This is a genomic window from Micromonospora sp. BL4, assembly GCF_003667505.1.
In the GTDB taxonomy this organism is placed as follows: Bacteria; Actinomycetota; Actinomycetes; order Mycobacteriales; family Micromonosporaceae; genus Micromonospora.
In genome coordinates, this window is the sequence record NZ_RCVJ01000168.1 from 45,699 (window position 1) to 69,220 (window position 23,522).

Below are 23,522 nucleotides of genomic sequence, written 5' to 3' on the forward strand. Positions count from 1 at the left end.
GTCACCGGGTCAGACCGGTCCGTCGGCCCGGTCCTCCCGGACCACGGCCACCTCGCCGGCCGGCACTGTCAGCTCACCGGCACACTCCGTACCGGTCAACAGCTCGGTGCCGGTCACCGTGAGCCGTACCTCGCTCTCAGTGTGGTTGATCGCGAACAGCCAGCTTCGCTCGCCGTCGCGGCGCCGGACCACCTCCACCCCGGTCGGCGCCTGCGCCGCCGGACGGACACCCGCCTCGTCGACCAGCCGGGCGACCAGCCGGTCGGTGGCCGGCTCGTCCAGCCGGGTGCCGACGTACCAGGCGGCGCCCGCGCCGACCGGGTGCCGGGTCAGCGCCGGCACGCCGGGCAACGGCCCATCGGTGTACGCGGCGAGCACCTCGGCGCCCTCCGGGTGCAGCCACTCGGTCCACACGTCGGCCGTGCTGTCGTCGTCCAGCCGCACCTGCTCGCCCTCGCGCAACGGAAAGAACTCCTCGGTCCGTACGCCGAGCAGCTCCCGGAACGCGCCCGGGTAGCCGCCCAGCCGGATGTGGTCATTCTCGTCCACGATGCCGCTGAAGTAGGTGATCGCCGCGGTGCCACCGGCCTGGACGAACCGGCGCAGCGCGTCGACGTCAGCATCGCGGACCAGGTAGAGGGTGGGTGCCAGGACCAGCCGGTAGCCGCTGAGGTCGGCGGACGGGTGGACGATGTCGGCGGTCACGCCGGCCCGCCACAGCGCGCCGTACAGGGCGGTCAACCGGTCGGCGTAGCGGACGTCCACACTGGGGTGCGAGTCCAGCTCGACACCCCACCACGCCTCCCAGTCGAACAGGATGGCCACGTCCGCGTCGACCCGGCTGCCGCGTACCTCGGCGAGCGCCCTGAGGTCCGCGCCCAGCTGGCAGACCTCCCGGAACACCTTGGTCTCCGGCCCGGCGTGCGGCACCAGCGCGGAGTGGAACTTCTCGGCGCCGGCCCGGGAGGCCCGCCACTGGAAGAACAGCACCCCGTCGGCGCCGCGGGCGACGTGCGCCAGGCTGTTGCGGCGCAGCTGGCCCGGCAGCTTCGCCACGTTGCGCGGCTGCCAGTTCACCGCGCTGGTGGAGTGCTCCATCAGCAGCCACGGGTCGCCACCGGCGACGCCGCGGGTGTGGTCGGCGGAGAGCGCCAGCCCGAGGTGCGCCTGCGGGTCGGCGGCGGTGAGGTAGTGGTCGTTGGAGACCAGGTCCACGTCGTCGGCCCACGAGTGGTAGTCCATGTGCTTGATGCCGGTGCCGATCATGAAGTTGGTGGTGACCGGCTGTCGGACCAGCGTCTTCAACAGCTCGCGCTCGGCGCGCAGCTGGGCCCGCTGCTCGTCGGAGGAGAAGCGCAGGAAGTCCAGCTGCTGGGTGGGGTTGGCGAAGGTCGGCGCGGTGCGCGGCGGGTTGATCTCGGCCCAGTCGCCGTAGCGCTGGCTCCAGAACGCCGTGCCCCAGGCGTCGTTGAGCCGGTCCAGGTCGCCGTAGCGCTCGCGCAGCCAACCACGGAACGCCTCGGCGCTGACGTCGCAGTAGCAGTGCACGTTGTGGCAGCCCAGCTCGTTGGAGACGTGCCACATCACCACCGCCGGGTGCTCGGCGTACCGGCCGGCGACCGCTCGGACCAGCTTCAGCGACCGATCGCGGAACACCGGCGAGCTGGGGCAGTACGCCTGCCGGCCGCCCGGCCACAGGATCGCGCCGTCGGCTCGGCGGGGCAGCGTCTCCGGGTGCGCGCGGGCGAGCCACGGCGGCGGGCTGGCGGTGGCGGTGGCCAGGTCGACCTGGATGCCGCCGTCGTGCAACAGGTCCAGCACCCGGTCCAGCCAGCCGAACTCGAACCGGCCCGGAGCGGGCTCCAGCAGGGCCCAGGAGAAGATGCCGACGGAGACCAGGTTGACCCCGGCCCGACGCATCAGCTCGACGTCTTCCGACCAGGTCTGCTCGGGCCACTGCTCGGGGTTGTAGTCGCCGCCGAAATAGATGCCGTCACCCTGCCATCGCCGCATGAGAGCTGAGGGTGCACCCGGCGGAGCGCGCAAGTCAACAGGTTCCAACATCGATTTCTTTTCCAACGTTTACCGCGTAACGGCCGTGTCACGACCGGATTATCGGCGGCGAACTGCCCTCTTGACAGCGCCCTCGGGACGGGTAGCTTGAGGCCCCAATGGCCGTTCGTGTTCGCCAATGTGGATTCTCGGGGGATCCCGATGTGTGATCACGACGCCGGATCTGCCTTCACCACCCCTGACGACCCTTGGGCGTAGCACCTCTTCATCCGTAGGAGGCACAGATGTCCCGTCCCCGATCCCAAGCCGAATACCTGGCTCGGCTCGTACCGCCCTCCGTAGCCGGCATCAACCGACGCTCGCTGCTCGCCGGCGCCGCCGGCACGGGCGCGCTGCTCGGCACCGGCCTGCTCGCCGGCTGCGGCGACTCCGACTCCGGCGGGTCCGACTCCAAGGAGGTGTCGCTCGGGTCGAACCAGTCCGACCCGAAGCCGAAGGACGTGGTCGCCAAGGTCGTCGACGGGTTCAAGACCTCGTCCGGCGTCCAGGTCGCGGTGAACACGGTCGACCACAACACGTTCCAGGAGAACATCAACAACTACCTGCAGGGCAAGCCGGACGACGTGTTCACCTAGTTCGCCGGCTACCGGATGCGCTTCTTCGCCCAAAAGGGACTGGCCAGCGACATCAGCGACGTGTGGGGCAAGCTCTCGGGCTACTCCGACGCCTTCAAGAAGGCGTCGACCGGGGACGACGGCAAGCAGTACTTCGTCCCGGCGACGTACTACCCCTGGGCGGTCTTCTACCGCAAGTCGGTCTGGCAGCAGCACGGCTACCAGCAGCCCAAGACCCTCGACGATCTGACCGCCCTCGCCGCGCAGATGAAGAAGGACGGGCTGACCCCGATCGCCTTCGCCGACAAGGACGGCTGGCCGGCGATGGGCACCTTCGACATCCTCAACCTCCGGATCAACGGCTACCAGTTCCACGTCGACCTGATGGCCGGCAAGGAATCCTGGACCTCCGACAAGGTCAAGAAGGTCTTCGACACCTGGGCCGGCCTGCTCCCCCTGCACCAGCCGGACAGCCTCGGCCGTACCTGGCAGGAGGCGGCGCAGTCGCTGCAGCAGAAGAAGAGCGGCATGTACCTGCTCGGTCTCTTCGTCGGCCAGCAGTTCAGCAACGAGGAGCAGAGCGACCTCGACTTCTTCACCTTCCCGGAGATCGACCCGGCGATCGGCGCCAAGGCCCTGGACGCCCCGATCGACGGCTACATGATGGCCCGCAAGCCCAAGAATGAGGACAGCGCCCGGAAGCTGCTGGAGTACTTCGGCGGCAAGGCCGCCGCGGACATCACCGTCAAGAACGACCCGGCCACCCTGGTCGCCAACAGTGGCGCGGACGTCAGCGGCTACACCGCCCTGCAGAAGAAGGCGGCCGAGCTGGTCGGATCGGCCACCGAGATCGCCCAGTTCCTCGACCGGGACACCCGGCCGGACTTCGCCTCCACGGTGATCATCCCGGCGCTCCAGCAGTTCATCAAGAACCCCAAGGACATCGGCGGGCTCACCTCGAGCATCGAGAACCAGAAGAAGTCGATCTTCACCGACTGACGGCGGAAGGGGGAGGACATCGTGTCCGACCTGCCCCTGATCCAAACGGATCGCGCCGTGCCGCCGCCGGCCGCGACCACCTCCACGGGTGGTCGTCGCCGGCGGCTACGGCTCCTGTCCCGCACCGACCGCGTGGTCATCACGCTGATGGTGCTCGTCCCGCTGCTGCTCGTCACGGGTTTCGTCTGGATGCCGGCGGTGGCCACCGTGCTGCTCTCCGGCACCAACTGGGACGGCATCGGCCCACTGAACGAGATCGAGTTCGTCGGCGCGCGCAACTACAGCGACGTGGTGAACATCTACCCGCCGTTCGTGCCGGCGGTCCAGCACAACCTGCTCTGGCTGGCGGTGCTGTTCCTGGTGGCCAGCCCGTTCGGCATGTTCCTGGCCGTCCTGCTCGACAAGGAATTGCGCGGCAGCCGCTTCTACCAGACCGCTCTCTACCTGCCGGTGGTGCTCTCGCTGGCGCTGATCGGCTTCGTCTGGCAGCTGCTGTACTCCCGCGATCAGGGTCTGATCAACGCCGTGTTCGGCAGCAACGTCGACTGGTACGGCGACTCGAACGTGAACATCTGGGCGGTCATGGTCGCCTCCGGCTGGCGGCACGTCGGCTACATCATGCTGCTCTACCTGGCCGGGCTGAAGGGCGTCGACCCGTCGCTGCGGGAAGCCGCCGCGGTCGACGGCGCCTCGGAGAGCCGGGCGTTCTTCCGGGTGGTGTTCCCGGTCATGCGGCCGATCAACATCATCGTGCTGGTGGTGACGGTGATCGAGTCGCTGCGCGCGTTCGACCTGGTCTGGGTGGTCAACAAGGGCCGCAACGGGTTGGAGCTGATCTCCGCGCTGGTCACCCAGAACGTCGTGGGTGAGGCGAGCCGGATCGGGTTCGGCTCGGCGCTGGCAACCATCATGCTGGTCGTCTCGCTGGTCTTCATCACCATCTACCTGGCGACCGTGATGAGGGAGAACCGGCAATGAGCACCGCGACCGCGACCCGGCGTACCGAAGACGGGGTCGAGGCCCCGGCCCGTCGCAAGCTGACCCCGGCTCGGCTGCTCCTGCACGGCTTCCTTCTCGCCGTCGCGCTGACCTGGCTCTTTCCGATCGCCTGGGCGGTGCTCACGTCGCTGCGTTCCTACGAGTACACCGCCGCCAACGGCTACGTCTCGTTCGGCGGCTGGACCGTCGACAACTACGTCACCGCCTGGCAGACCGCCGAGTTCGGCAAGCACTTCCTCAACTCGGTGTACATCACCGTGCCGGCGGTGCTGCTCACACTCTTCCTCGCCTCCTGCGTGGCGTTCGTCATCGCCCGGTTCAGCTGGAAGCTCAACCTGGTGCTGCTGGGCATCTTCACCGCGGCCAACCTGCTGCCCCAGCAGGCGCTGCTGATCCCGCTGTTCCGGCTGTTCACCGAGGTGCCGTTGCCGGAGTTCATGAGCGACTCGGAGCTGCTCTACGACAGCTACTGGGGGCTGATCCTGATCAACGTGGCCTTCCAGTGCGGGTTCTGCGTCTTCGTGCTCAGCAACTACATGAAGGCGCTGCCCCGCGACCTGTACGAGGCGGCGATGGTCGACGGGGCGAGCATCTGGCGGCAGTACTGGCAGGTCACCATGCCACTGTGCCGGCCGGCCCTGGCCGCGCTGGCGACCCTGGAGGTGACCTGGATCTACAACGAGTTCTTCTGGGCCACCGTCCTCATGCGCACCGGCGACAAGTTCCCGGTGACCAGCTCGCTCAACAACCTGCGCGGCGAGTTCTTCACCGACAACAACCTGGTCTCGGCGGGCAGCGTGCTCGTCGCGATCCCCACTCTGGTGATCTTCTTTATGCTCCAGCGGCACTTCGTCCGGGGCCTGACCTTGGGAGCCTCCAAAGGATGACCATCCTGCACCTGCGCCGCGCGCGGACCAGCCTGGTGCTCGACGCGCGCGGCCCGGGGCTGCCCCGGGTCGCGCACTGGGGCGGCGACATCGGCGACCTCGACGACGACGGCCTGCGCCAGCTCGTCGACGCGACCGTGCCGCCGGTGGTGCCGAGCAGCTTCGACGAGCCCACCGTGCTCTCCCTGCTGCCGGAGCCGAGCGCCGGCTGGAGCGGCCGGCCGGGGCTGGCCGGGCACCGCGACGGCGCCGGCTGGTCCACCGCGTTCCGCCTGGACGGCCTCGACGTCGACGCCTCCGGGGACGAGGGCTCGGCGCGGGTGACCGTGCGGGCCAGCGACGCGGCCGCACAGCTCTCCCTGACCATCGAGATCGAGGTGGACCCGACCGGGTTGCTGCTGCTGCGCCACCGGCTGCGCAACGACGGCGACGACGCGTACGAGCTGCGGGAACTGACCCCGGTGCTGCCGGTCCCGGCGGTCGCCACCGAACTGCTCGACCTGACCGGCCGGTGGTGCCGGGAACGGTCCCCGCAGCGGCACTCGTGGCAGCAGGGCAGCTGGGTGCGCGAAGGCCGGCACGGACGCACCGGGCACGACGCCACCCTGCTGCTGGTGGCCGGCACCGCCGGGTTCGGTTTCGGCCACGGCGAGGTCTGGGCGGTGCACACCGCCTGGAGCGGCGACCACGTCACCTTCGCCGAGCGCCGGCCCACCGGCGAGTCGACCCTCGGCGGCGGCGAGCTGCTCGCCCCCGGCGAGGTCCGGCTCGGCCCCGGCGAGTCGTACGCCACTCCCCTGCTCTACGCGGTCTGGTCCGACGACGGGCTGGACGGGCTCAGCGACGTGCTGCACACCCACCTGCGGGCCCGGCCCGGTCACCCACGCTCCCCGCGCCCGGTGACCCTGAACGTGTGGGAGGCGGTCTACTTCGACCACGACCTGGACCGGCTGCGGGCGCTGGCGGACCGGGCCGCGCAGATCGGCGTCGAGCGGTTCGTGCTCGACGACGGCTGGTTCCGCGGCCGGCGCGACGACACCGCCGGGCTCGGCGACTGGTTCGTCGACGAGGGCGTCTGGCCGGACGGCCTGCAACCGTTGATCGACCACGTGACCGGCCGGGGTCTGGAGTTCGGCCTCTGGGTGGAGCCGGAGATGATCAACCCCGACTCCGACCTGTTCCGTGCGCACGCCGACTGGTTGCTGGCCGTGCCGGGCCGGCTGCCGGCGCTCTGGCGCAACCAGCAGGTGCTCGACCTGGGCCGGCCGGAGGCGTACGACTACCTGCTGGACCGGCTCGACAACCTGCTCACCGAGCATCCCGGCATCAGCTACCTCAAGTGGGACCACAACCGGGACCTCACCGAGGCCGGGCACCACGGCCGCCCCGGAGTGCACGGGCAGACCCTGGCGGTCTACCGGCTCCTCGACGAGCTGCGCCGCCGCCACCCCGGGGTGGAGATCGAAAGCTGCGCGTCCGGCGGCGCCCGGGTGGACCTGGGCATCCTCGCGCGCACCGACCGGGTCTGGGCCAGCGACTGCAACGACGCCCTGGAACGGCTCAGCATCCAGCGGTGGACGGGGCTGCTGCTGCCACCGGAGCTGGTCGGCACGCACGTCGGCCCGGAACGCTCGCACACCACCAACCGCGTGCACGACCTCGGCTTCCGGGCGGCCACCGCGCTCTTCGGCCACCACGGCATCGAGTGGGACATCGCGTCGATCAGCGCCGCCGAGCAGACCGAGCTGGCCGCCTGGGTCGCGCTGCACAAGCGGCTGCGCCCGCTGCTGCACGCCGGCCGGGTGGTCCGGGTCGACCATCCGGACCCGGCCGTCTGGGCGCACGGCGTGGTCGGCCACGACGGCACCGGAGCGGTGTACGCGGTGGCCCGGCTGGCCACCTCGCTGGCGCAGTCCCCGGGCGCCCTCCGGCTGCCCGGCCTCGACCCGTGCCGGCGTTACCGGGTGCGACCGGTGTCGGACGTGCCGGCCCCGGCGACGATCGACCGGGCCGCGCCGGCCTGGCTGGCCGGCGGCGTCACGCTCAGCGGGGCGGCGCTGGCTCGGGTCGGGGTGCAGCTGCCCGCGCTGCACCCGGAGCAGAGCCTGGTCCTGGAGGTCACGGCCGCCGGCTGAAAAGATTCGGGAAATCTTCGGCCGGAGTGTCGAGAACGGTGTCTCCTGCTTCTACCTCAGGGTGAGAGCACCGAAGATGGTGCGCAGGCGTGAGGAGCGAAACCATGAAGTACATGCTGCTGATGCAGTTCAGCGCCGCCGGGACCGACTTCCCGCCCATCGACACGTGGACCCCCGCGGAGGTCCAGGCACACATCGCGTTCATGGGCGAGGTCAACGCGAAGCTCGCCGCCGCCGGGGAGTGGGTCGACGGGCAGGGCCTCGGCGGCCCGCAGCAGGCGCGGATCGTCCGCGCCGGCGAGGGCGGGGCGCCGGTGGTCACCGAGGGGCCGTTCGCCGAGACGAAGGAGTTCCTCGCCGGCTTCTGGATCGTCGACTGCGACACCCCGCAGCGGGCGGTGGAGCTGGCCGCGTACATCTCCACCGCGCCCGGCCCCGGCGGGCGGCCGCTGAACATGCCGATCGAGGTGCACCCGGTCATGTCCGCCCCACCTGAGGAGCTGTGAGGGCTGACCACCACCGATCCCCGCATCGAGGACCTGCTGCGCGAGTTGGCGCCGCAGGTCCTCGGTGTGCTCGCCCGCCGGTTCGGAGACTTCGCCACCGCCGAGGACGCGGTGCAGGAGGCCCTGTTGGCCGCCGCCACCCAGTGGCCGGCGGACGGGCTGCCGGCGAACCCGCGCGGCTGGCTGATCCAGGTCGGCTACCGCCGGATGATCGAGCTGGTCCGCGGCGAGCAGGCGCGGCGCCGCCGCGAGGACCTGGTCGCCCGCCGGGACCCGGACGACCGGCAGCACGCACCCGCGGCGGACGAGGAGCTGACCGCCGAACGGGACGACACCCTGGTCATGCTCTTCCTCTGCTGCCACCCGGCGCTCACGTCCGCGTCGGCCGTCGCGCTGACCCTGCGCGCCGTCGGTGGGCTGAGCACCGCCGAGATCGCCCGCGCGTTCCTGGTGCCCGAGGCGACCATGGCCCAACGGATCAGCCGGGCCAAGCAGCGCATCCGCTCCTCCGGGCTGCCGTTCCGGATGCCGGAGCCCGCGGAGCGGGCCGACCGGCTGGCCGCCGTGCGGCAGGTGCTCTACCTGATCTTCACGGAGGGGCACACCAGTACCGCAGGCCCGGACCTGCGCCGGGTCGACCTGGCCGTGGAGGCGATTCGGCTGACCCGCGCGCTGCACATGCTGCTGCCCGGCGACAGCGAGTCGGCCGGCCTGTTGGCGTTGATGCTGCTCACCGAGGCGCGCAGCCCGGCGCGGACAGGGCCGTCCGGTGAGCTGATCCCGCTGACCGACCAGGACCGCGCCCGCTGGGACGCGGCGGCGATCGCCGAGGGCGTCGCGCTGGTCACCCGGGCGCTGCCACGCGGGCCGGTCGGCCCGTACCAGGTGCAGGCCGCCATCGCGGCGCTGCACGACGAGGCCCCGAGCGCCGAAGCGACCGACTGGCCACAGATCCTGGCGCTCTACGGGGTGCTGGACCAGCTCGCCGGCAGCCCGGTGGTGGCGCTCAACCGGGCCGTGGCGGCCGCCATGGTGCACGGGCCGGCAGCCGGTCTGGCCGCTCTCGACGCGCTGGCCGACGACCCGCAGTTGGCCGGGCACCACCGGCTTCCCGCCGCCCGCGCGCACCTGCACGAGATGGCCGGCGACCGGGCCCGCGCGATCGCCGACTACCGGGCCGCCGCCGGGCGGACGAGCAGCCTGCCCGAGCAGCGCTACCTCACGATGCGGGCGGCGCGGCTCGCCGCCGAACCCGGCCCGACCACCGCCCAGGTCGGACCTGCCGCCGCCGAACCCGGCCCGATCGCCGCCTCGACATCGGTACCTGGCCGTGCCCAGCGGGGCGAAGGCTGACGGCGCTACCGGTCCGGACCGGGGTCGGAACGTTGCTGCGAAGCTCATCTCTGAGGGCCGGGATCGGAAACGGTTGCTGGACCGGGGGCCACTTCGGACCGGGACCGGCGCGAGGGCTCGCACCCGTCGTGGACCGCGAGATCCCGCGAAAGGGTGGCGCTAGCCTGACCATCGACGACCCACGAGCGCTGAGGACTGAGGACCGCATGGCGTACGTGCTGCTGGGGATCGCCATCGCCGCCGAGGTGGTGGCGACCAGTCTGCTCAAGACCACCGCCGGGTTCACCCGGCTGGGGCCGACGGTGGCCTGCCTCGGCGGTTACCTGCTGGCGTTCATCCTGCTGGCCCAGGCCGTGAAGGAGATCCCGGTGGGTGTCGCGTACGCCCTCTGGTCCGGTCTGGGCACCGCGACCATCGTGGCGATCGGCGCGGTTTTCCTCGATGAGCCGGTCGGGCTGGCCAAGCTCGCCGGCATCGCGCTGATCATCGCGGGGGTGGTCATCGTGAACCTGGCCGGGGAGCACTGACCACGACCGGCACGGTGGCCGAGCCCGGTGCGGGCCCGGCCACCTGCCCCTCGGTCAGCTCGCGGCGCAGCTCACCGCCGGCCTGGCGTTGCTGCCGTTCCAGCCGCCAATGAAGCCGAAGCTGGTGCTGGCACCGGCGGCCAGTCGGCCGTTGTAGTCCACGTTGCGCGCGGTCACCGCGGCGCCGCTGCTGGTCAGCGTCACGTTCCAGGACTGGCTGACGCTCTGGCCGTTGGCGAAGGTCCACCGGACGGTCCACCCGGTGATCGCGGTGGCGCCGGCGGTCACCCGTACCTCGCCCTGGAAGCCGCCCTGCCACTGGTTGGCGACCGTGTACGTCGCCGTGCAGCCACCGGCGGGCGGAGGCGTGGTTGGCGGCGGAGTCGTCGGCGGCGGTGTGGTGGGCGGCGGAGTGCCACCGAAGACGCTGGCCTCCCGGGCGGTCTGCCGGATGCCGTTGGCGCCGTTGAACAGCCGTTGACCCCAGCTGGTCAGGTTGGCCGGGTTGAAGGCGGTGGCCAGGTCGAGATATTCCACGCCGCCGCCGTTGCCGCTCCACGACCAGCCCAGCCAGCCGATTCCGTTGGCCTGGCTGTAGGCGAGGATGGTGTCCTCGTCCGGGTCGCCGTCGGAGTGGTTGAAGCCGAACTCACCGACCACGATGGGCAGGCCGGCCGCCCGGAAGCGACCCAGGTAGTCGGTGATCTCCGCGGCGGTGTCGAAGACCCCGTACATGTGGATGGAGAAGACGGTGTTGCGGGCCGGGTCGGCGGCGAAGACCGAGGCGGCGTTGTCGCGCATGGTGAACGACCAGTCCTGCCCCCAGTTCGGCGCGTCCACCATGATCGTGTGGGTCAGACCGCCGGCGCGCAGCCGGCCGATCGCGTTGGCGTTGTCGGTGGCCCACGAGGCGTAGTTCTGGTTGCCGTACGGCTCGTTGCCGATGTTGACGATGACGTACTTCTCCTGGCCGGCGAGGACGTCGGCGAGACTGAGCCAGTAGTCGACGGCCCGGGCGAGGGTGATCGCCCCGCTCTGCTCGCCGTAGCCGGTGGTGTCGTGCACCTCCAGCACACAGATCAGCCGGTTGGCCTTGCACAGCGAGATGACGTTGGCGACGTCGGCGTTGGTGTTGCGGGTCCACCGGTCGCCGCTGGAGAGCACGACCCGGACGGTGTTCGCGCCGAGCGCCTTCACGTCGGCGAACGAACTGGTCTGCTGTGGATACCAGGTGTGCGCGTGGTTGACCCCGCGCATGATGAATTCGGTGCCGTTGGCGTCGTACAGCTTGCCGCCCGCGACGGTGAAACCGGCCGCGGCCTGCGCCGGTTGGCCGAACGCCAGCACGGCGACGAGCAGCGCGAGCAGCGCCGCGCCGGCGGCGGAGAGTCGAGTCTTCATGGCCTTCCTCAGGGAGGACCCCCGATGCCCGACAGGGGTGGGACGTGACAGGGGGAAGGCGGCTGCAGCCCGACAGCCGCCGCCCGGATCCCGGCGGCGCACGCATCAGCGTAGGGCGATGGATCGATGGGCGCAACCGGTTCAGTGACCGGGTCGCGGGTGGCGGACAGCCGTGACGGCCCACGCGGACGCGGGCCGTCACGGGGCGGTCATCCCCACCACAGGATGTGCGCCACACCGGCGCTCTTAACCGGTTAAGAGCGACGGTAGGCAGGTCGCGGTCATCCGTCAAGCGTCATCCGCTCGAACCGGACGCGAGGGTTGACGGCTGCTGACCTGGGTATCCCGGGACGATCCGTCGGCGGGAAGGAGAAACCAGAATGGTCAGCGTCGGCTACACCCTGATGTGCGAGCAGGCCGGTCCGAAGCAGCTGGTCGACCACGCGGTACGGGCCGAGGCGGCGGGCTTCGACCAGCTGGTGATCTCCGATCACTACTACCCCTGGCTGGACGCCCAGGGCCACTCCCCGTACGCCTGGTCGGTGCTCGGCGCGGTCGCCCACGCCACCTCCCGGGCCGAGCTGATGTCCTTCGTGACCTGCCCGATCCGCCGCTACCACCCCGCCGTGGTCGCGCAGAAGGCCAGCACCATCGGAGCGCTCTCGGACGGCCGGTTCACCCTCGGCCTCGGCGCCGGCGAGAACCTCAACGAACACGTGGTCGGCGGCTGGCCGCACGTGCAGCAGCGGCACGAGATGTTCGAGGAGGCCCTCCAGATCATCCGGCCGCTGCTCAACGGCGAGTCGCTGACGTTTTCCGGCAACCACTTCGACGTGCCCGACGCCTACGTCTGGGACCGGCCGGACCAGCCGGTGCCGATGGCCGTCGCCGCCTCCGGCCGACAGTCCGCCACCCTGGCCGCCGAGTACGCCAACGGCATCATCGCCACCGAGCCCGACCGGCACATCATCGAGATGTACGACGACGCAGGCGGCGCCGGCCAGCCGCGCTACGGGCAGGTGGCCATCTGCTACGGCCCGGACGAGGCCGAGTGCCGCAAGATCGTGCACGACCAGTTCCGCTGGTTCGGGCTGGGTTGGAAGGTCAACGCGGAGCTGCCGGGCCCGGACTCCTTCGCCGCCGCCACCCAGTTCGTCCGCGAGGAGGACGTCGCCGAGGGCATCCCCTGCGGGCCGGACGTGGACGCGCACGTCGAGGCGTTCCGGAAGTTCGTCGACGCCGGCTTCACCCACGTGGCGATCGTTCAGGTCGGCGGGGAGACCCAGCCGATGTTCCTCGACTGGGCGCAGGAGCAGTTGCTGCCGCGCCTGCGCGCACTGTGAGGCTCACCCCCGCCGGGCGGTTCAGCCTGGGCGAGTTGCGGCTCGCGCTGGCCGCGCCCCGGCCGGCCGGCGGGCTCACCAGCGAGTGGCGGACGGTCGACGGGCTGCGGACGCACACCCGGCGCGGCACCGATCCCGGGACCGGAGCGCCACCGGTCGTGCTGGTGCACGGCCTGGCGGTCTCGCACCGCTATCTCACCCCGCTGGCCGTCGCGCTCGCCGCCACCCATCCGGTGTACGTGCCGGACCTGCCCGGCTTCGGGCTGACCGAGCACCCCCGGGGCGCGTACGACGTGCGCGCGCACGCCGACCACCTGGCCGCCTGGCTGGCCGCGTACCGGCTGCCGCCGGTCTGCCTGCTCGGGCACTCGTTCGGCGCCGAGGTCGTGGCCGCGCTCGCCGCGGCGCACCCGGACCTGGTCCGCGCGGTGGTCCTGGCCGGGCCGACGAGCGACCCGGACGCCCGGTCCCGGCGAGGTCAGTTCGGCCGGTGGCTGGTGGACACCCTGCGCGAGGCGCCGTTGCAGGCGCCGATCCTGGCCCGCGACGTCTGGGACGCCCGGCCCTGGCGGGTGGTCGCGACCCTGTCGCACTCGGTCCGCAACGCCATCGAGGCGGACCTGGTCCGGGTCGACGCGCCCACGCTGGTGGTCACCGGCGGACGGGACCCGGTGGTGCCGGCGACCTGGCGGGACCAGGTGGCCCGGCTGGTCCCCGACGCCCGCCCGGTGGCCGTGCCCGGCGCCGCCCACAACGTCGCCACCACCGCCCCGGCGGCGGTCGCCGACGCCGTTCGCCATCTCCTCGCTACCGCTCCCACTCCCGCACTCCTGGACAGGTGAAACCCCATGCGCTTCGGCAACACGGAGATCCGCCCGCTCGGCGGTGGCCTCGGCTGCCTCCTGATGATTCTCTTCTCGATCGTGGCCTCGGTCGTGCTGACCGTCCTGCTCAACCTGGTCCTCTGACCCCGCCCGCCCGTGCGCCCCGGTCGGAGGGCGCACGGGCCCGGCTCAGGCCGGGTCGAGGTCCAGCTCGGCGACGACCGGGTAGTGGTCGGAGGCGGTCTCGGCGCCCCCGTCGCGGACCACCCGGACGGAACGGGTCCACTCGGCCACCGCCGGAGTGCCGAACAGATAGTCCAGCCGCATCCCCGCGAACTCCGCCCCGCCGAACCGGGTGGGCACGGTGAGGCCGTCGCCCTCCGGTGCGCCGGCGGCGCAGGAGAGCCAGAGGTCGACCAGGCCGGCGGCCAGCAGCCGGGCGACCGCACGGGTGTCCACGCTGTCGCTGCCCCGGCGCAGGTGGCGCCGCCGGTAGAGGGCGGGCATCCCGGCCAGGCGTGCGGTGTGGTCGACGGTCGGGTCGAGCGAGTTGAGGTCACCGGTGACCAGCGTCAGCCGGCCCTGGGCGCGTCGCACCGCGGCCGCCAGCCAGTCGACCTCCATCCGACGCCGCCCCCCGGAGTACGGATGGAGGTGGGTGCCGAACACGGTCAGCGGGCCGGCCGAGGTGGCCACCACGACACGGGCGGCGGCGTGGTGGAACGGCCGACGCAGCGCCCCCGCGGCGTCGACCCGCAGCGGCGGCCGGACCAGCACCGCCACCGGCTGCCCGAAGCAGGACCGGGCCAGGTGTGGTGTCATCCCCACCCGATCCGCGATCTCGGCCATGAGTCCGCCGCGGTCGAAACCGCGCAGCTCCTGAAGGGCCAGCACGTCCGGCGCCTGCGCCGTGATGACCCGGACCACCTGGCTCAGCCGGTCGGGGCCGCCCCGGTCCCGACCGCCGGTGCGGATGTTCCAGGTCATCACTCGCAGCACGGCGGCTCTCAGTCGGCCCGGCCGGCCCGGGCCAGCTCGTCGTCGAGGGTGTCCACGTCCTCCGACTCGATGGCCGGCTGATTGCCTTCCTTCAGGTCGGCGTTCGGCCGGACGACCAGGTAGAGCAGCCCGATCCAGAGCGCGGAGAGCAGGATCGCGCCCATAAAGTCGGTCGGGTGGTGCATCCCCCGGTACATCCGGGAGGTCGCCACCCCGACCGGCATGATCACCGCCAGCGCCACGAAGACCCAGCGCCACCAGCGGTCCGTACGCGGCAGCACGATGACAGTGATCGCCAGCCAGACGCAGATGGTCGCCGCGATGTGCCCGGACGGGAAGGAGGAGGTGGGCATCGGCCCGTCCAGGTTCTCCACCGGCGGGCGCGGCCGGTCGACCGCCCGGGCGGAGGCGAGGAAGAGGGTCAGCTCGCCGACCATCGCCAGCGCCACGAAGAGCACCGGCCGCCACCGTCGCCACACCGCCAGCACCAGCGGGCAGAACACCAGCGAGATCAGCAGGATGGCGTGCGTGTCGCCGAACTTGCTCCACCACCAGCTCACGTCGGTCAGCACCTCGGTGTGCCGGTCGGCGAACCAGCGCGGCACCTCCGTGTCGAGGGTGTCGAAGAAGGTGCCCTTGGCGTGGAAGCTGACGTACATGCCGAAGGCGTACAGCGCACCGAAGACCAGCACCCAGCCGACCAGCAGCTCGGCCACCGCCGAACGGGGGTGGGCCAGCACGTGCTCCTCGTCGGGGGCGGGGGCGATGTCGTGCCCGGCCTCCGGTTCCAGGCCCTCGGTCAGCGGCGGCACCGCGCGGCCCCGCTCGCGCCGCCACAGCCGGAACGCGTACGCGGTGACGCCCAACCAGGCGGCGCCGAGCAGCCAGCCGGCCAGCACGTCGGAGACGAAGTGCACGCCGAGCGCGATCCGGGTCAGCCCGACCAGCGCCACCAGCACGGCGACCCCGGCGATCGCCGGCTTACGCCAGCGTGGCGCCATCGCCGGCAGGAACACCAGCAGCAACGCCCCGTACGCGACGAACGAGCCGAGCGCGTGCCCGCTCGGGAAGCTGTTGCCCGGCGCGCTGGCGATCGGCACGTCCACCACCGGGCGGAGCCGACCGACCAGCGTCTTCAGGGACGGGTCGAGGATCAGGCCGCCCACCCCGGTGATGATCAGATAGACGGCCAGCCGTGGCTGCCGCCGGATCAGCAGTCCGACCACGGCGATGGTGACCAGCCAGATGAGGATCGGCCGGCCGCCCAGGTCGGTCACCGCCTGGAGCACGGTGACCAGCGCGTGGTGCGGGGCGACGAGACCGTTGAACCACTCCGCGACGGCGTGGTCGGCGTCCTGCAACGGGCTCCACCGCACCCGGACGAGCAACAACAGCAGCCCGAACGCCACCCCGGCGCCGGTGACGGCCGCCAGGCCGGCGATGCTCCGCTCGGCGAAATGCCCGATCGGACGCCGCGCCACCTCTTTGACCGCGGTCACCCCGCACCTCCCTTGTCTACTGGCGAGGCGCTTTACCCGATCGGCGCCGCGCGTACACGCGGGTGACCGGCGGGGTCGGTCAGAGGGCCGTCATGTCCCCGGTGTCGTGGAGCTCGACGCGGTCGGCCTCGGGCTCCCACAGATCCGGTTGGGCCGGCTCCCGCACGCCGATGCGCAGCGCCTCCAGCTGGGCGGCGAAGGCCAGCCCACCGAAGAGCGCCATGCCGGTGAGGTTGGCCCAGAGCAGCAACGCCATCATCCCGGTCAGCGCGCCGTAGGTCTGCCCGAAGCCGTCGCTGAACCGCACGTACGCGGCGAGCAGCAGGCTGGCCAGCCACCACAGCGCGGTCGCGATGCCGGCGCCGAAGAGCAGCCAGGACAGGCCGGGTTGCCTGCGGCGCGGCGCGTGCCGGAACAGCACCGCCACGGCGAGCACGGTCAACGCGAGGCTCAGCGGGAAGCGGACCACGGTCCAGATGTTCCCGGCGACGTCGCCCCACTCGTAGTGCTCGCGCACCGAGTCGCCCACCGCGCCGCCGCCGACCAGGATCAGGAAGCCGGCGAGCGCGGGCAGGCCGGCGGTGACCGCCAGCACGGCGGCACGGACGTACTTCCACAGCGCCGGGCGGTCCCGCTCCACGCCGTAGATCCGGTTGGCGCCCCGTTCGATCTGGGCCATCGTGGTGGTCAGCGCGACCAACCCGGTGAGCAGACCGAGGGTGAGCGCCAACTCACCGGCGTCCTCGACGCGTTCGCCCTCGCCGAGCAGCTCGGCCACCATCTGCTCGCTCTGGCCGGGGGTCAGCGCCAGCACGGTGTCGGCGACCACCCGGCCACCCTCCTCGACGCCCAGCTCGCTGATCAGGCCGGTGAGGGCGATCAGGAACGGCACCACGGCCAGGCACAGTTGCAGCGCGAAGGCCCGGGAGTGGCTGAACCCGTCGCCGTAGCGGAACCGGATGAAGGCGTCCCGCAGCAGGTGCCAGCCGCCCTGGCGGCGCAGGGTGTGCCAGGCGTCGTCGGCGGACAGCTCGTCGTCGGCCATCAGCCGGGTCTCCGGCACGATCCGGGTGCTACTCACGGCGCGCTTCCTCGATCAGCTGCTCGCCTCGCTCCCCGGCGCTCTGCGCGTCGACGGCCAGGTCGGGGGCTTCCTCGGGCTGTGGCACGCAGAGCCAGAGCGCCTGGGGCCGGACCTCGGCCCGCAGCTGCCGGCTGGGAGCGATGAGGTCGCCGTCCAGCTCCCGGGGCTGGGCCCGGTTGCTGGTGACCACGACGCGACGGCCCCGGAACACCTCCATCTGCGGCACCCGGCCGTTGCGCCGGATCACCGCCCAGCCGAGCGCGAGCCAGTGCCGCAGGTTTCGCGGGGTGAGCACGGCGACGTCGAGCCAGCCGTCGTCCGGCTCGGCCTCGGTGAGCAGCCGTACGCCGCCTTGGAGCCGGCCGACGTTGGCGATCAGCACCGAGCGGGCCCGACGGCGCACCGGCGGCCGGTCGTCGATGCGGATCTGCACCCGCATCGGCCGGTCCCGCAGGTGTCGTGCGGCGCCCATCACGTACGCCGGCCAGCCGATGCGGGCCTTGGTGGTCTCGGAGGTGGCGGCGAGCATCTGGGCGTCGAAGCCCATGCCGGCCATCACGGTGAAGTACCGGTCCTCGACGGCGCCGACATCGAGCAGCCGCCGGCCGCGATCGATGGCGACCTGGAGCCCGGCGGCCATGTCGGTGGAGAGACCCAGGTTGGCGGCGAGCAGGTTGCCCGTGCCCTGGGGCAGCACGGCCAACGCCACGTCCGTGCCGACCAGCCCACTGACGCAGGACATCACGGTGCCGTCGCCGCCGCAGGCGAAGACCAGGTCGACGCCGGCCTTGACGGCCTGCTCGGTCTGGCCCCGGCCGGGGTCGTCGACGGTGGTCTCGTACCACTGCGGCTCGGGCCAGCCGGCGGCGGTCAGGGCGTCGTTCACGGTGCGGCGCAGGTCGTCGAGATCGGCGACCTTCACCGGGTTGACCACCACGGCGGAGCGCAGCCCGCCGTCGCCGCCCGAGGGTCGCCTGTCCTGTCCAGGATCCACGGCGCCAGTGTGCAGCACCGGGGCGGCTTCAGCGAGCCCGCGAGCGGCCGGCGTCGGAAGTGCCACAGACAGGTTTCAACGCGCCCGCCGCCGTTCCGCCCGCCGCTGTCAGGCTGTGGCCCGCAGCGCGCTCTCCACCCGTCGGCGCAGGTCGTCGAGGTCGGCCCCGGCCTCGGTGAGCACCAGCGCGCCCAGCCCCTGCCCCTCGCGGAGCACCCCGAGCAGGATGTGTTCGGTGCCGATGTGGTGGTGACGCAGCCGCAGGGCCTCGCGCAGCGACAACTCCAGGGCCTTCTTCGAGCGGGGCGAGAAGGGCCCGCCCAGGAACCGTCGGCGGCCCCAGCGGCGACGCGGCGCCGGCACGGCCTCGCGCAGGGCGTCCGGGCCGAAGGACTGTTCGATGCGGGCCACGATCGCGGCCAGGTCGATGCCGATCTCCCGCAGCGCCGCCGCGTCCGCGTCGCCGAGGCCGGCGCCGCCGGTGGCCGTGTGTCGGCGGATCCGTTCGCGCAGGTCGTCGGCGCGTACGCCGGCGTCGGCCAGCACCCGGCTGGCCAGACCCGCCTCATCGGCCGTCAGGGCGAGCAGCAGGTGCTCGGTGCCGACCGGGCGCTGCCCCTCGACCCGTGCCTCCTCCAGCGCCCGCCGCACGACGTCCCGCGCCCGGTCGGTGAACCGTTCGAACATCACGCCTCCCAGGATTGATTGACCGCCGGCCGCCCGGCGTGCTTCTTGTGGACCGCCTGCCGGCTGACCTCGAGCGCGTCGGCGATCTCCTGCCAGGACCAGCCCTGTCGACGGGCGTTGTCCACCTGGACCACCTCGAGCCGCTCGAGCAGCCGGCTCAGCGCGCGGACGGCGCGCAGCCCGACCCGGGGGTCGGTGCTGCCGGCTGCCGCCGCGAGTTCCGTCGCCTGACTCATGTCGTCAACATACGTTGACAGCGCCACTCGTGTCAACCCCGGTTGACGAGCCGCCATCATGGCCGGCGGCCCGGCCCGATCCGGCCCGCCACCGCTACCGTCCGACTACCCTCGGTCAGGGACAGCGTGGTCGTGCCCGGGCGCGACGCCCGGGAGGTGATGTCGGATGGCCGCATCCGCCGATGCAGCGGTGCTGGTCGGCCTCGGCTCGGACCACGACCTCCCGGTCGTTCACCAGGCCGCGCAGGAGGCCGCCGCGCACGGCCGGCAGCTGCACCTGCTGCACACCTTCGACTGGCAAGCGGCCTTCGCCGCCGACACCGTCGCCGCGCCCCGGGACCGCGCCGAGGATCTGATGACGCGGGGCGCCCAACTGGCCCACGGGATCGAGCCGGAGCTGACCGTCCGTGGCGAGATCGTCGAGGGCGGGATGTTGCCCATCCTGATCCGTCGATCGGAGACGGCCTTCCTGCTCGCGGTCGGCGACAGCGGGATGGCCGGCAGCGGCAAGTGCATCCCGTCCGACACGTCCGCCGTGCAGCTGGCCGCGCGGGCCGGCTGCCCGCTGCTGGTGGTGCGCCAGCAGCCGCCGCCGCAGGGCCCGGTGCTGGTCGGGGTGGACGGATCGCCCAGCTCGACCCTCGCCCTGGAGTGGGCCTTCGAGTGCGCGGCACGGCGCTGCACGCGGCTGCTCGCGCTGCGCGTGGTGGAGCCCGACGAGGACACCGGTGCCGTGACCGACCAGCTGACCGAGGTCGTGACCCGGTTCTCCGCCCGTCGGACGGAGGTGCCGGTCGAGTGCCGCGTCATCCGTGGCGACCCCGGCCAGGTGCTGGTCGACGTGTCCCGCTCGACGCAGGTCGCGCTCGTCGCCGCCCGGGGCGACGAACCGGGCCGCGGGATGCTGGGCGCGGTCGCCCAGTCCATGCTCTACCACTCCCCGGCCCCCGTGATCGTCGTCCGCGGGCTGGCCGAGGCCCCGCTCACCGGGCCCGACGCCCGCCCGAACCGGGACCAACGGCCCTGACCTCGGGGCGCAGGCGACGGCGAGGCTGGACGTCGGATGCCCCACTCCCCGATCTGCGAGAGGCTCAGCATCATGGACACCGCACTCGATCCGAACCGGTCGATCACCGACGACGAGCTGCGCCGGCTGCACGCCTACTGGCGCGCCGCCAACTACCTCACCGTCGGGCAGATCTACCTGCTCGACAACCCCCTGCTGCGCGAGCCGCTGACCCGCGACGACATCAAGCCGCGGCTGCTCGGCCACTGGGGCACCAGCCCCGGGCTCAACCTGATCTACGCCCACCTCAACCGGGTGATCGTGACGCGTGACCTGAACGCCATGCTCATCACCGGCCCCGGGCACGGCGGCCCGGCCATCGTGGCCAACACCTGGCTGGAGGGCACCTGGTCGGAGCGCTACCACGACGTGTCGCGCGACGAGGCCGGGATGGCCCGGCTGTTCCGCCAGTTCTCCTTCCCCGGCGGCATCCCCAGCCACGTGGCGGCGGAGGTGCCGGGTTCGATCCACGAGGGCGGCGAGCTGGGGTACGCGCTGAGCCACGCCTACGGCGCCGCCTTCGACCACCCGGACCTGCTGGTGGCCTGCGTGATCGGCGACGGGGAGGCGGAGACCGGACCGCTGGCCGGCAGCTGGCTGTCCAACGTCTTTCTCAACCCGGCCCGCGACGGCGCGGTGCTGCCCATCCTGCACCTCAACGGCTACAAGATCGCCAACCCGACCGTACTGGCCCGGATCCCCGAGGCGGACCTGCTCGGCCTTCTGCGCGGCTCCGGCTACGAGCCGTACGTGGTGGCCGGTGACGACCCGGCCCAGGTGCACCGCGCCCTCGCCGCCACGCTGGACCGGTCGCTGGACGAGATCGCCGCGATCCAGCGCAGGGCCCGCTCCGGCGGGGTCGTCGAGCGTCCCCGCTGGCCGATGATCGTCCTGCGGACGCCGAAGGGCTGGACCGGCCCCCGCGACGTCGACGGCAAGCAGGTGGAGGGCACCTACCGCGCACACCAGGTGCCGCTGTCCCTGGTACGCGACAATCCCGCGCACCTGGCCGAGCTGGAGCACTGGCTGCGCAGCTACCGGCCGGAGGAGCTGTTCGACGCGACCGGCGCGCCGGTGGACGAGCTGCGGACACTGCCGCCGCGGGGCGACCGGCGGATGAGCGCGAACCCGGTCACCAACGGCGGCGTGGTGCTCCGCGACCTGAGCCTGCCCGACTTCCGCGACTACGGCGTGGAGGTCCCCCACCCGGGCGAGCCGATGGCCGGCGCGACCGGGGTGCTCGGCCCGTGGATCCGGGACGTCATCGCCGCCAACCCGCAGACGTTCCGGCTGTTCGGCCCGGACGAGGTCGCCTCCAACCGGCTGGACGCCGCCTTCGAGGTGACCGACCGGGCCTGGGTGGCGGGCACGGTGCCGGGCGACGACCACCTCTCCCCCGACGGCCGGGTGATGGAGGTGCTCTCCGAGCACCTGTGCCAGGGCTGGCTGGAGGGCTACCTGCTGACCGGCCGGCACGGCGTGTTCACCAGCTACGAGGCGTTCATCCACATCGTCGACTCGATGCTCAACCAGCACGCCAAGTGGCTGAAGGTGACCCGGGGCATCCCGTGGCGGCAGCCGCTCGCCTCGCTGAACTATCTGCTGTCCAGCCACGTCTGGCGGCAGGACCACAACGGCTTCTCCCACCAGGACCCGGGCTTCATCGACCACGTGGTCAACAAGAAGGCCGAGGTGGTCCGGGTCTACCTGCCGCCGGACGCCAACACCCTGCTCGCCACGATGGACCACTGCCTGCGCAGCCGGCACTACATCAACGTCGTGGTGGCCGGCAAACAGCCGGCGCCGAACTGGCTGACGATGACCGAGGCGATCCAGCACACCCGGCGTGGCCTGGGCATCTGGGAGTGGGCCAGCAACGACGGCGGCACCGAGCCGGACGTCGTGCTCGCCTGCTGCGGGGACGTGCCCACCCTGGAGGCCCTGGCCGCCGCCGAACTGCTGCGCCAGCACCTCCCGGAGCTGAAGGTGCGACTCGTCAACGTGGTGGACCTGATGCGACTGCAACCGGACACCGAGCATCCGCACGGTCTGACCGACACCGAGTTCGACACCATCTTCACCGAGGACCGCCAGATCATCTTCGCGTACCACGGCTATCCGTGGCTGATCCACCGGCTCACCTACCGCCGTACCAACCACGGCAACCTGCACGTACGCGGCTACAAGGAGGAGGGCACCACCACCACCCCGTTCGACATGGTGATGCTCAACGACCTGGACCGCTTCCACCTGGTCATCGACGTCATCGACCGGGTGCCCGGGCTGGGCGTCCGCGCCGCCCACCTGCGCCAGCGGATGGTCGACGCCCGGCAGTCGGCGCGCGACTACACCCGCCGGTACGGCGAGGACGACCCCCAGGTCGCGGAGTGGCGCTGGGTCCGCGAAACCGACCCGACCAACCGCTGAGGAGGACGACGTGCGGGACGCGGAGATCCTGATCGGCTACGACGGCTCCACCGACGCCTCGGTGGCTCTGGACTGGGCGCTGGACGAGGCCGAGCACAGCGGCCAGCCGGTGCGACTGGCGTACGTCTTCGAATGGCTGACCGTGGCCGGCTGGGTCGGTCCGGGCGTCGCGCCCGGCGTCTGGCCGGACGACACCGCACGGCGGCAGGTCGAGGAGCTGGTCCGCAAGGCCGCGGCGGACGCCGCCACCGCGCATCCCGGGCTCACCGTCACCGGCGAGGTGTACGACGGCCCGCCCGCCCTGGTGTTGCAGGAACGCTCGGCCGAGGCCGGCCTGCTGGTGCTCGGCAGCCGCGGCCACGGCGGGTTCGGCGGGCTGCTCGCCGGGTCGACGGCGGTGGCCGTCACGGCGCACGCGCACTGCCCGGTCGTGGTGGTCCGGGACGGGGCCGTCAGCGGGCCGACCGGTCCGGTGGCGGTCGGCGTGGACGGCTCGGAACCGTCGCTGGTGGCGCTCGGCTTCGCCGCCGAACGGGCGGCGCAGCGGCAGGTGCCGCTGCGGGTCCTGCACGCCTGGACCCCCGGTCCCGGCGGGGCGGCCGGGGTGCCCGACGAACGGGAGGCGGTGGAGCAGGCGCTGGAACCCTGGCGGCGGACGTACGCGGAGCTGAGCATCTCCGTCGACCTGGTCCCGGGCAGCCCGGCGGCCATGCTGATCGAGGCGAGCCGCGACGCGCGGCTGGTGGTGGTCGGCAGTCGGGGCCGGGGCGGGCTGGCCGGAACGCTGCTCGGCTCGGTGAGCCAGCAGCTGATCCAGCACGCCCACTGCCCGGTCGCGGTGGTCCGGGAACGCTGACCCTCGGGGGCCAACGGCCCGACCTGGCCGGGACCTTCGGCCCCTGCGCACTGCCGCCGGATGCCGCAGGATG

General features: G+C 72.2%; 21 protein-coding genes. 13 read left to right on the plus strand and 8 right to left on the minus strand.

Annotated elements, in window-relative coordinates:
• Positions 1–9: 9 nt before the first annotated feature.
• Positions 10–2,013 (minus strand): beta-galactosidase, encoded by a 2,004-nt coding sequence (locus EAD89_RS22615; protein ID WP_121677118.1) that lies wholly within the window; start codon positions 2,011–2,013, stop codon positions 10–12.
• 284 nt (positions 2,014–2,297) lie between these two features.
• On the opposite strand from EAD89_RS22615, the gene EAD89_RS31145 reads away from it, so the two are divergent.
• The 8 genes from EAD89_RS31145 (at position 2,298) to EAD89_RS22650 (ending at position 10,033) form a co-directional block, all read left to right on the plus strand.
• Positions 2,298–2,648, plus strand: a complete 351-nt coding sequence (locus EAD89_RS31145; protein ID WP_233578932.1) for a hypothetical protein — start codon at positions 2,298–2,300, stop codon at positions 2,646–2,648.
• A gap of 15 nt (positions 2,649–2,663) precedes the next feature.
• Complete coding sequence (locus EAD89_RS22620) at positions 2,664–3,626, plus strand: ABC transporter substrate-binding protein (RefSeq protein WP_233578934.1); 963 nt, start codon at positions 2,664–2,666, stop codon at positions 3,624–3,626.
• 21 nt (positions 3,627–3,647) lie between these two features.
• Entirely contained in the window at positions 3,648–4,604 is a 957-nt protein-coding gene (locus EAD89_RS22625; protein ID WP_121677119.1) for a carbohydrate ABC transporter permease, read from the plus strand.
• A complete protein-coding gene (locus EAD89_RS22630) occupies positions 4,601–5,512 on the plus strand; it encodes a carbohydrate ABC transporter permease (protein WP_121677120.1) in 912 nt (303 codons plus the stop codon). Before EAD89_RS22625 ends, EAD89_RS22630 begins: the two co-directional genes overlap by 4 nt.
• Entirely contained in the window at positions 5,509–7,647 is a 2,139-nt protein-coding gene (locus EAD89_RS22635; protein WP_121677121.1) for an alpha-galactosidase, read from the plus strand. Before EAD89_RS22630 ends, EAD89_RS22635 begins: the two co-directional genes overlap by 4 nt.
• 104 nt (positions 7,648–7,751) lie before the next feature.
• Positions 7,752–8,153, plus strand: a complete 402-nt coding sequence (locus EAD89_RS22640; RefSeq protein WP_121677122.1) for a YciI family protein — start codon at positions 7,752–7,754, stop codon at positions 8,151–8,153.
• Positions 8,154–8,177: 24 nt separating this feature from the next.
• Positions 8,178–9,506: an RNA polymerase sigma factor gene (locus EAD89_RS22645; RefSeq protein ID WP_199733596.1), complete on the plus strand. Its 1,329-nt coding sequence runs from the start codon at positions 8,178–8,180 to the stop codon at positions 9,504–9,506.
• 206 nt (positions 9,507–9,712) lie between these two features.
• Positions 9,713–10,033 (plus strand): multidrug efflux SMR transporter, encoded by a 321-nt coding sequence (locus tag EAD89_RS22650; protein WP_121677123.1) that lies wholly within the window; start codon positions 9,713–9,715, stop codon positions 10,031–10,033.
• A 54-nt stretch (positions 10,034–10,087) separates the two neighbouring features.
• Here EAD89_RS22650 and EAD89_RS22655 read toward each other — a convergent pair whose 3' ends face one another.
• Entirely contained in the window at positions 10,088–11,434 is a 1,347-nt protein-coding gene (locus tag EAD89_RS22655) for a cellulase family glycosylhydrolase (RefSeq protein WP_121677124.1), read from the minus strand.
• 380 nt (positions 11,435–11,814) lie between these two features.
• On the opposite strand from EAD89_RS22655, the gene EAD89_RS22660 reads away from it, so the two are divergent.
• Both EAD89_RS22660 and EAD89_RS22665 read left to right on the plus strand, forming a co-directional pair.
• Positions 11,815–12,777 (plus strand): TIGR03557 family F420-dependent LLM class oxidoreductase, encoded by a 963-nt coding sequence (locus EAD89_RS22660; protein ID WP_121677125.1) that lies wholly within the window; start codon positions 11,815–11,817, stop codon positions 12,775–12,777.
• On the plus strand, positions 12,774–13,619 hold the full coding sequence (locus EAD89_RS22665; RefSeq protein WP_121677126.1) for an alpha/beta fold hydrolase: 846 nt from the start codon (positions 12,774–12,776) through the stop codon (positions 13,617–13,619). Before EAD89_RS22660 ends, EAD89_RS22665 begins: the two co-directional genes overlap by 4 nt.
• 171 nt (positions 13,620–13,790) lie before the next feature.
• On the opposite strand, the gene EAD89_RS22670 is transcribed toward EAD89_RS22665, so the two are convergent.
• The 6 genes from EAD89_RS22670 to EAD89_RS22695 all read right to left on the minus strand — a co-directional run bounded on the left by EAD89_RS22670 (position 13,791) and on the right by EAD89_RS22695 (position 19,100).
• Positions 13,791–14,600: an endonuclease/exonuclease/phosphatase family protein gene (locus EAD89_RS22670; RefSeq protein ID WP_121677127.1), complete on the minus strand. Its 810-nt coding sequence runs from the start codon at positions 14,598–14,600 to the stop codon at positions 13,791–13,793.
• A gap of 8 nt (positions 14,601–14,608) precedes the next feature.
• Positions 14,609–16,099: a phosphatase PAP2 family protein gene (locus EAD89_RS22675; RefSeq protein WP_121677128.1), complete on the minus strand. Its 1,491-nt coding sequence runs from the start codon at positions 16,097–16,099 to the stop codon at positions 14,609–14,611.
• A 79-nt stretch (positions 16,100–16,178) separates the two neighbouring features.
• Complete coding sequence (locus tag EAD89_RS22680) at positions 16,179–17,180, minus strand: YihY/virulence factor BrkB family protein (RefSeq protein ID WP_121677129.1); 1,002 nt, start codon at positions 17,178–17,180, stop codon at positions 16,179–16,181.
• Positions 17,173–18,177 carry a diacylglycerol kinase family protein gene (locus tag EAD89_RS22685; RefSeq protein WP_121677160.1) on the minus strand — a complete coding sequence of 335 codons (1,005 nt, stop codon included), beginning with the start codon at positions 18,175–18,177 and terminating at the stop codon, positions 17,173–17,175. The genes EAD89_RS22680 and EAD89_RS22685 overlap by 8 nt, the downstream gene beginning before the upstream one ends.
• 108 nt (positions 18,178–18,285) lie before the next feature.
• On the minus strand, positions 18,286–18,864 hold the full coding sequence (locus EAD89_RS22690) for a Clp protease N-terminal domain-containing protein (protein WP_121677130.1): 579 nt from the start codon (positions 18,862–18,864) through the stop codon (positions 18,286–18,288).
• Entirely contained in the window at positions 18,864–19,100 is a 237-nt protein-coding gene (locus EAD89_RS22695) for an HTH domain-containing protein (protein WP_121656959.1), read from the minus strand. Before EAD89_RS22695 ends, EAD89_RS22690 begins: the two co-directional genes overlap by 1 nt.
• A 166-nt stretch (positions 19,101–19,266) precedes the next feature.
• On the opposite strand from EAD89_RS22695, the gene EAD89_RS22700 reads away from it, so the two are divergent.
• The 3 genes from EAD89_RS22700 to EAD89_RS22710 all read left to right on the plus strand — a co-directional run bounded on the left by EAD89_RS22700 (position 19,267) and on the right by EAD89_RS22710 (position 23,449).
• Positions 19,267–20,127 carry a universal stress protein gene (locus EAD89_RS22700; RefSeq protein ID WP_121677131.1) on the plus strand — a complete coding sequence of 287 codons (861 nt, stop codon included), beginning with the start codon at positions 19,267–19,269 and terminating at the stop codon, positions 20,125–20,127.
• Positions 20,128–20,199: 72 nt separating this feature from the next.
• Complete coding sequence (locus EAD89_RS22705; protein WP_121677161.1) at positions 20,200–22,593, plus strand: phosphoketolase; 2,394 nt, start codon at positions 20,200–20,202, stop codon at positions 22,591–22,593.
• Between the two features lie 10 nt (positions 22,594–22,603).
• Positions 22,604–23,449 carry a universal stress protein gene (locus tag EAD89_RS22710; RefSeq protein WP_121677132.1) on the plus strand — a complete coding sequence of 282 codons (846 nt, stop codon included), beginning with the start codon at positions 22,604–22,606 and terminating at the stop codon, positions 23,447–23,449.
• Positions 23,450–23,522 lie beyond the last annotated feature (73 nt).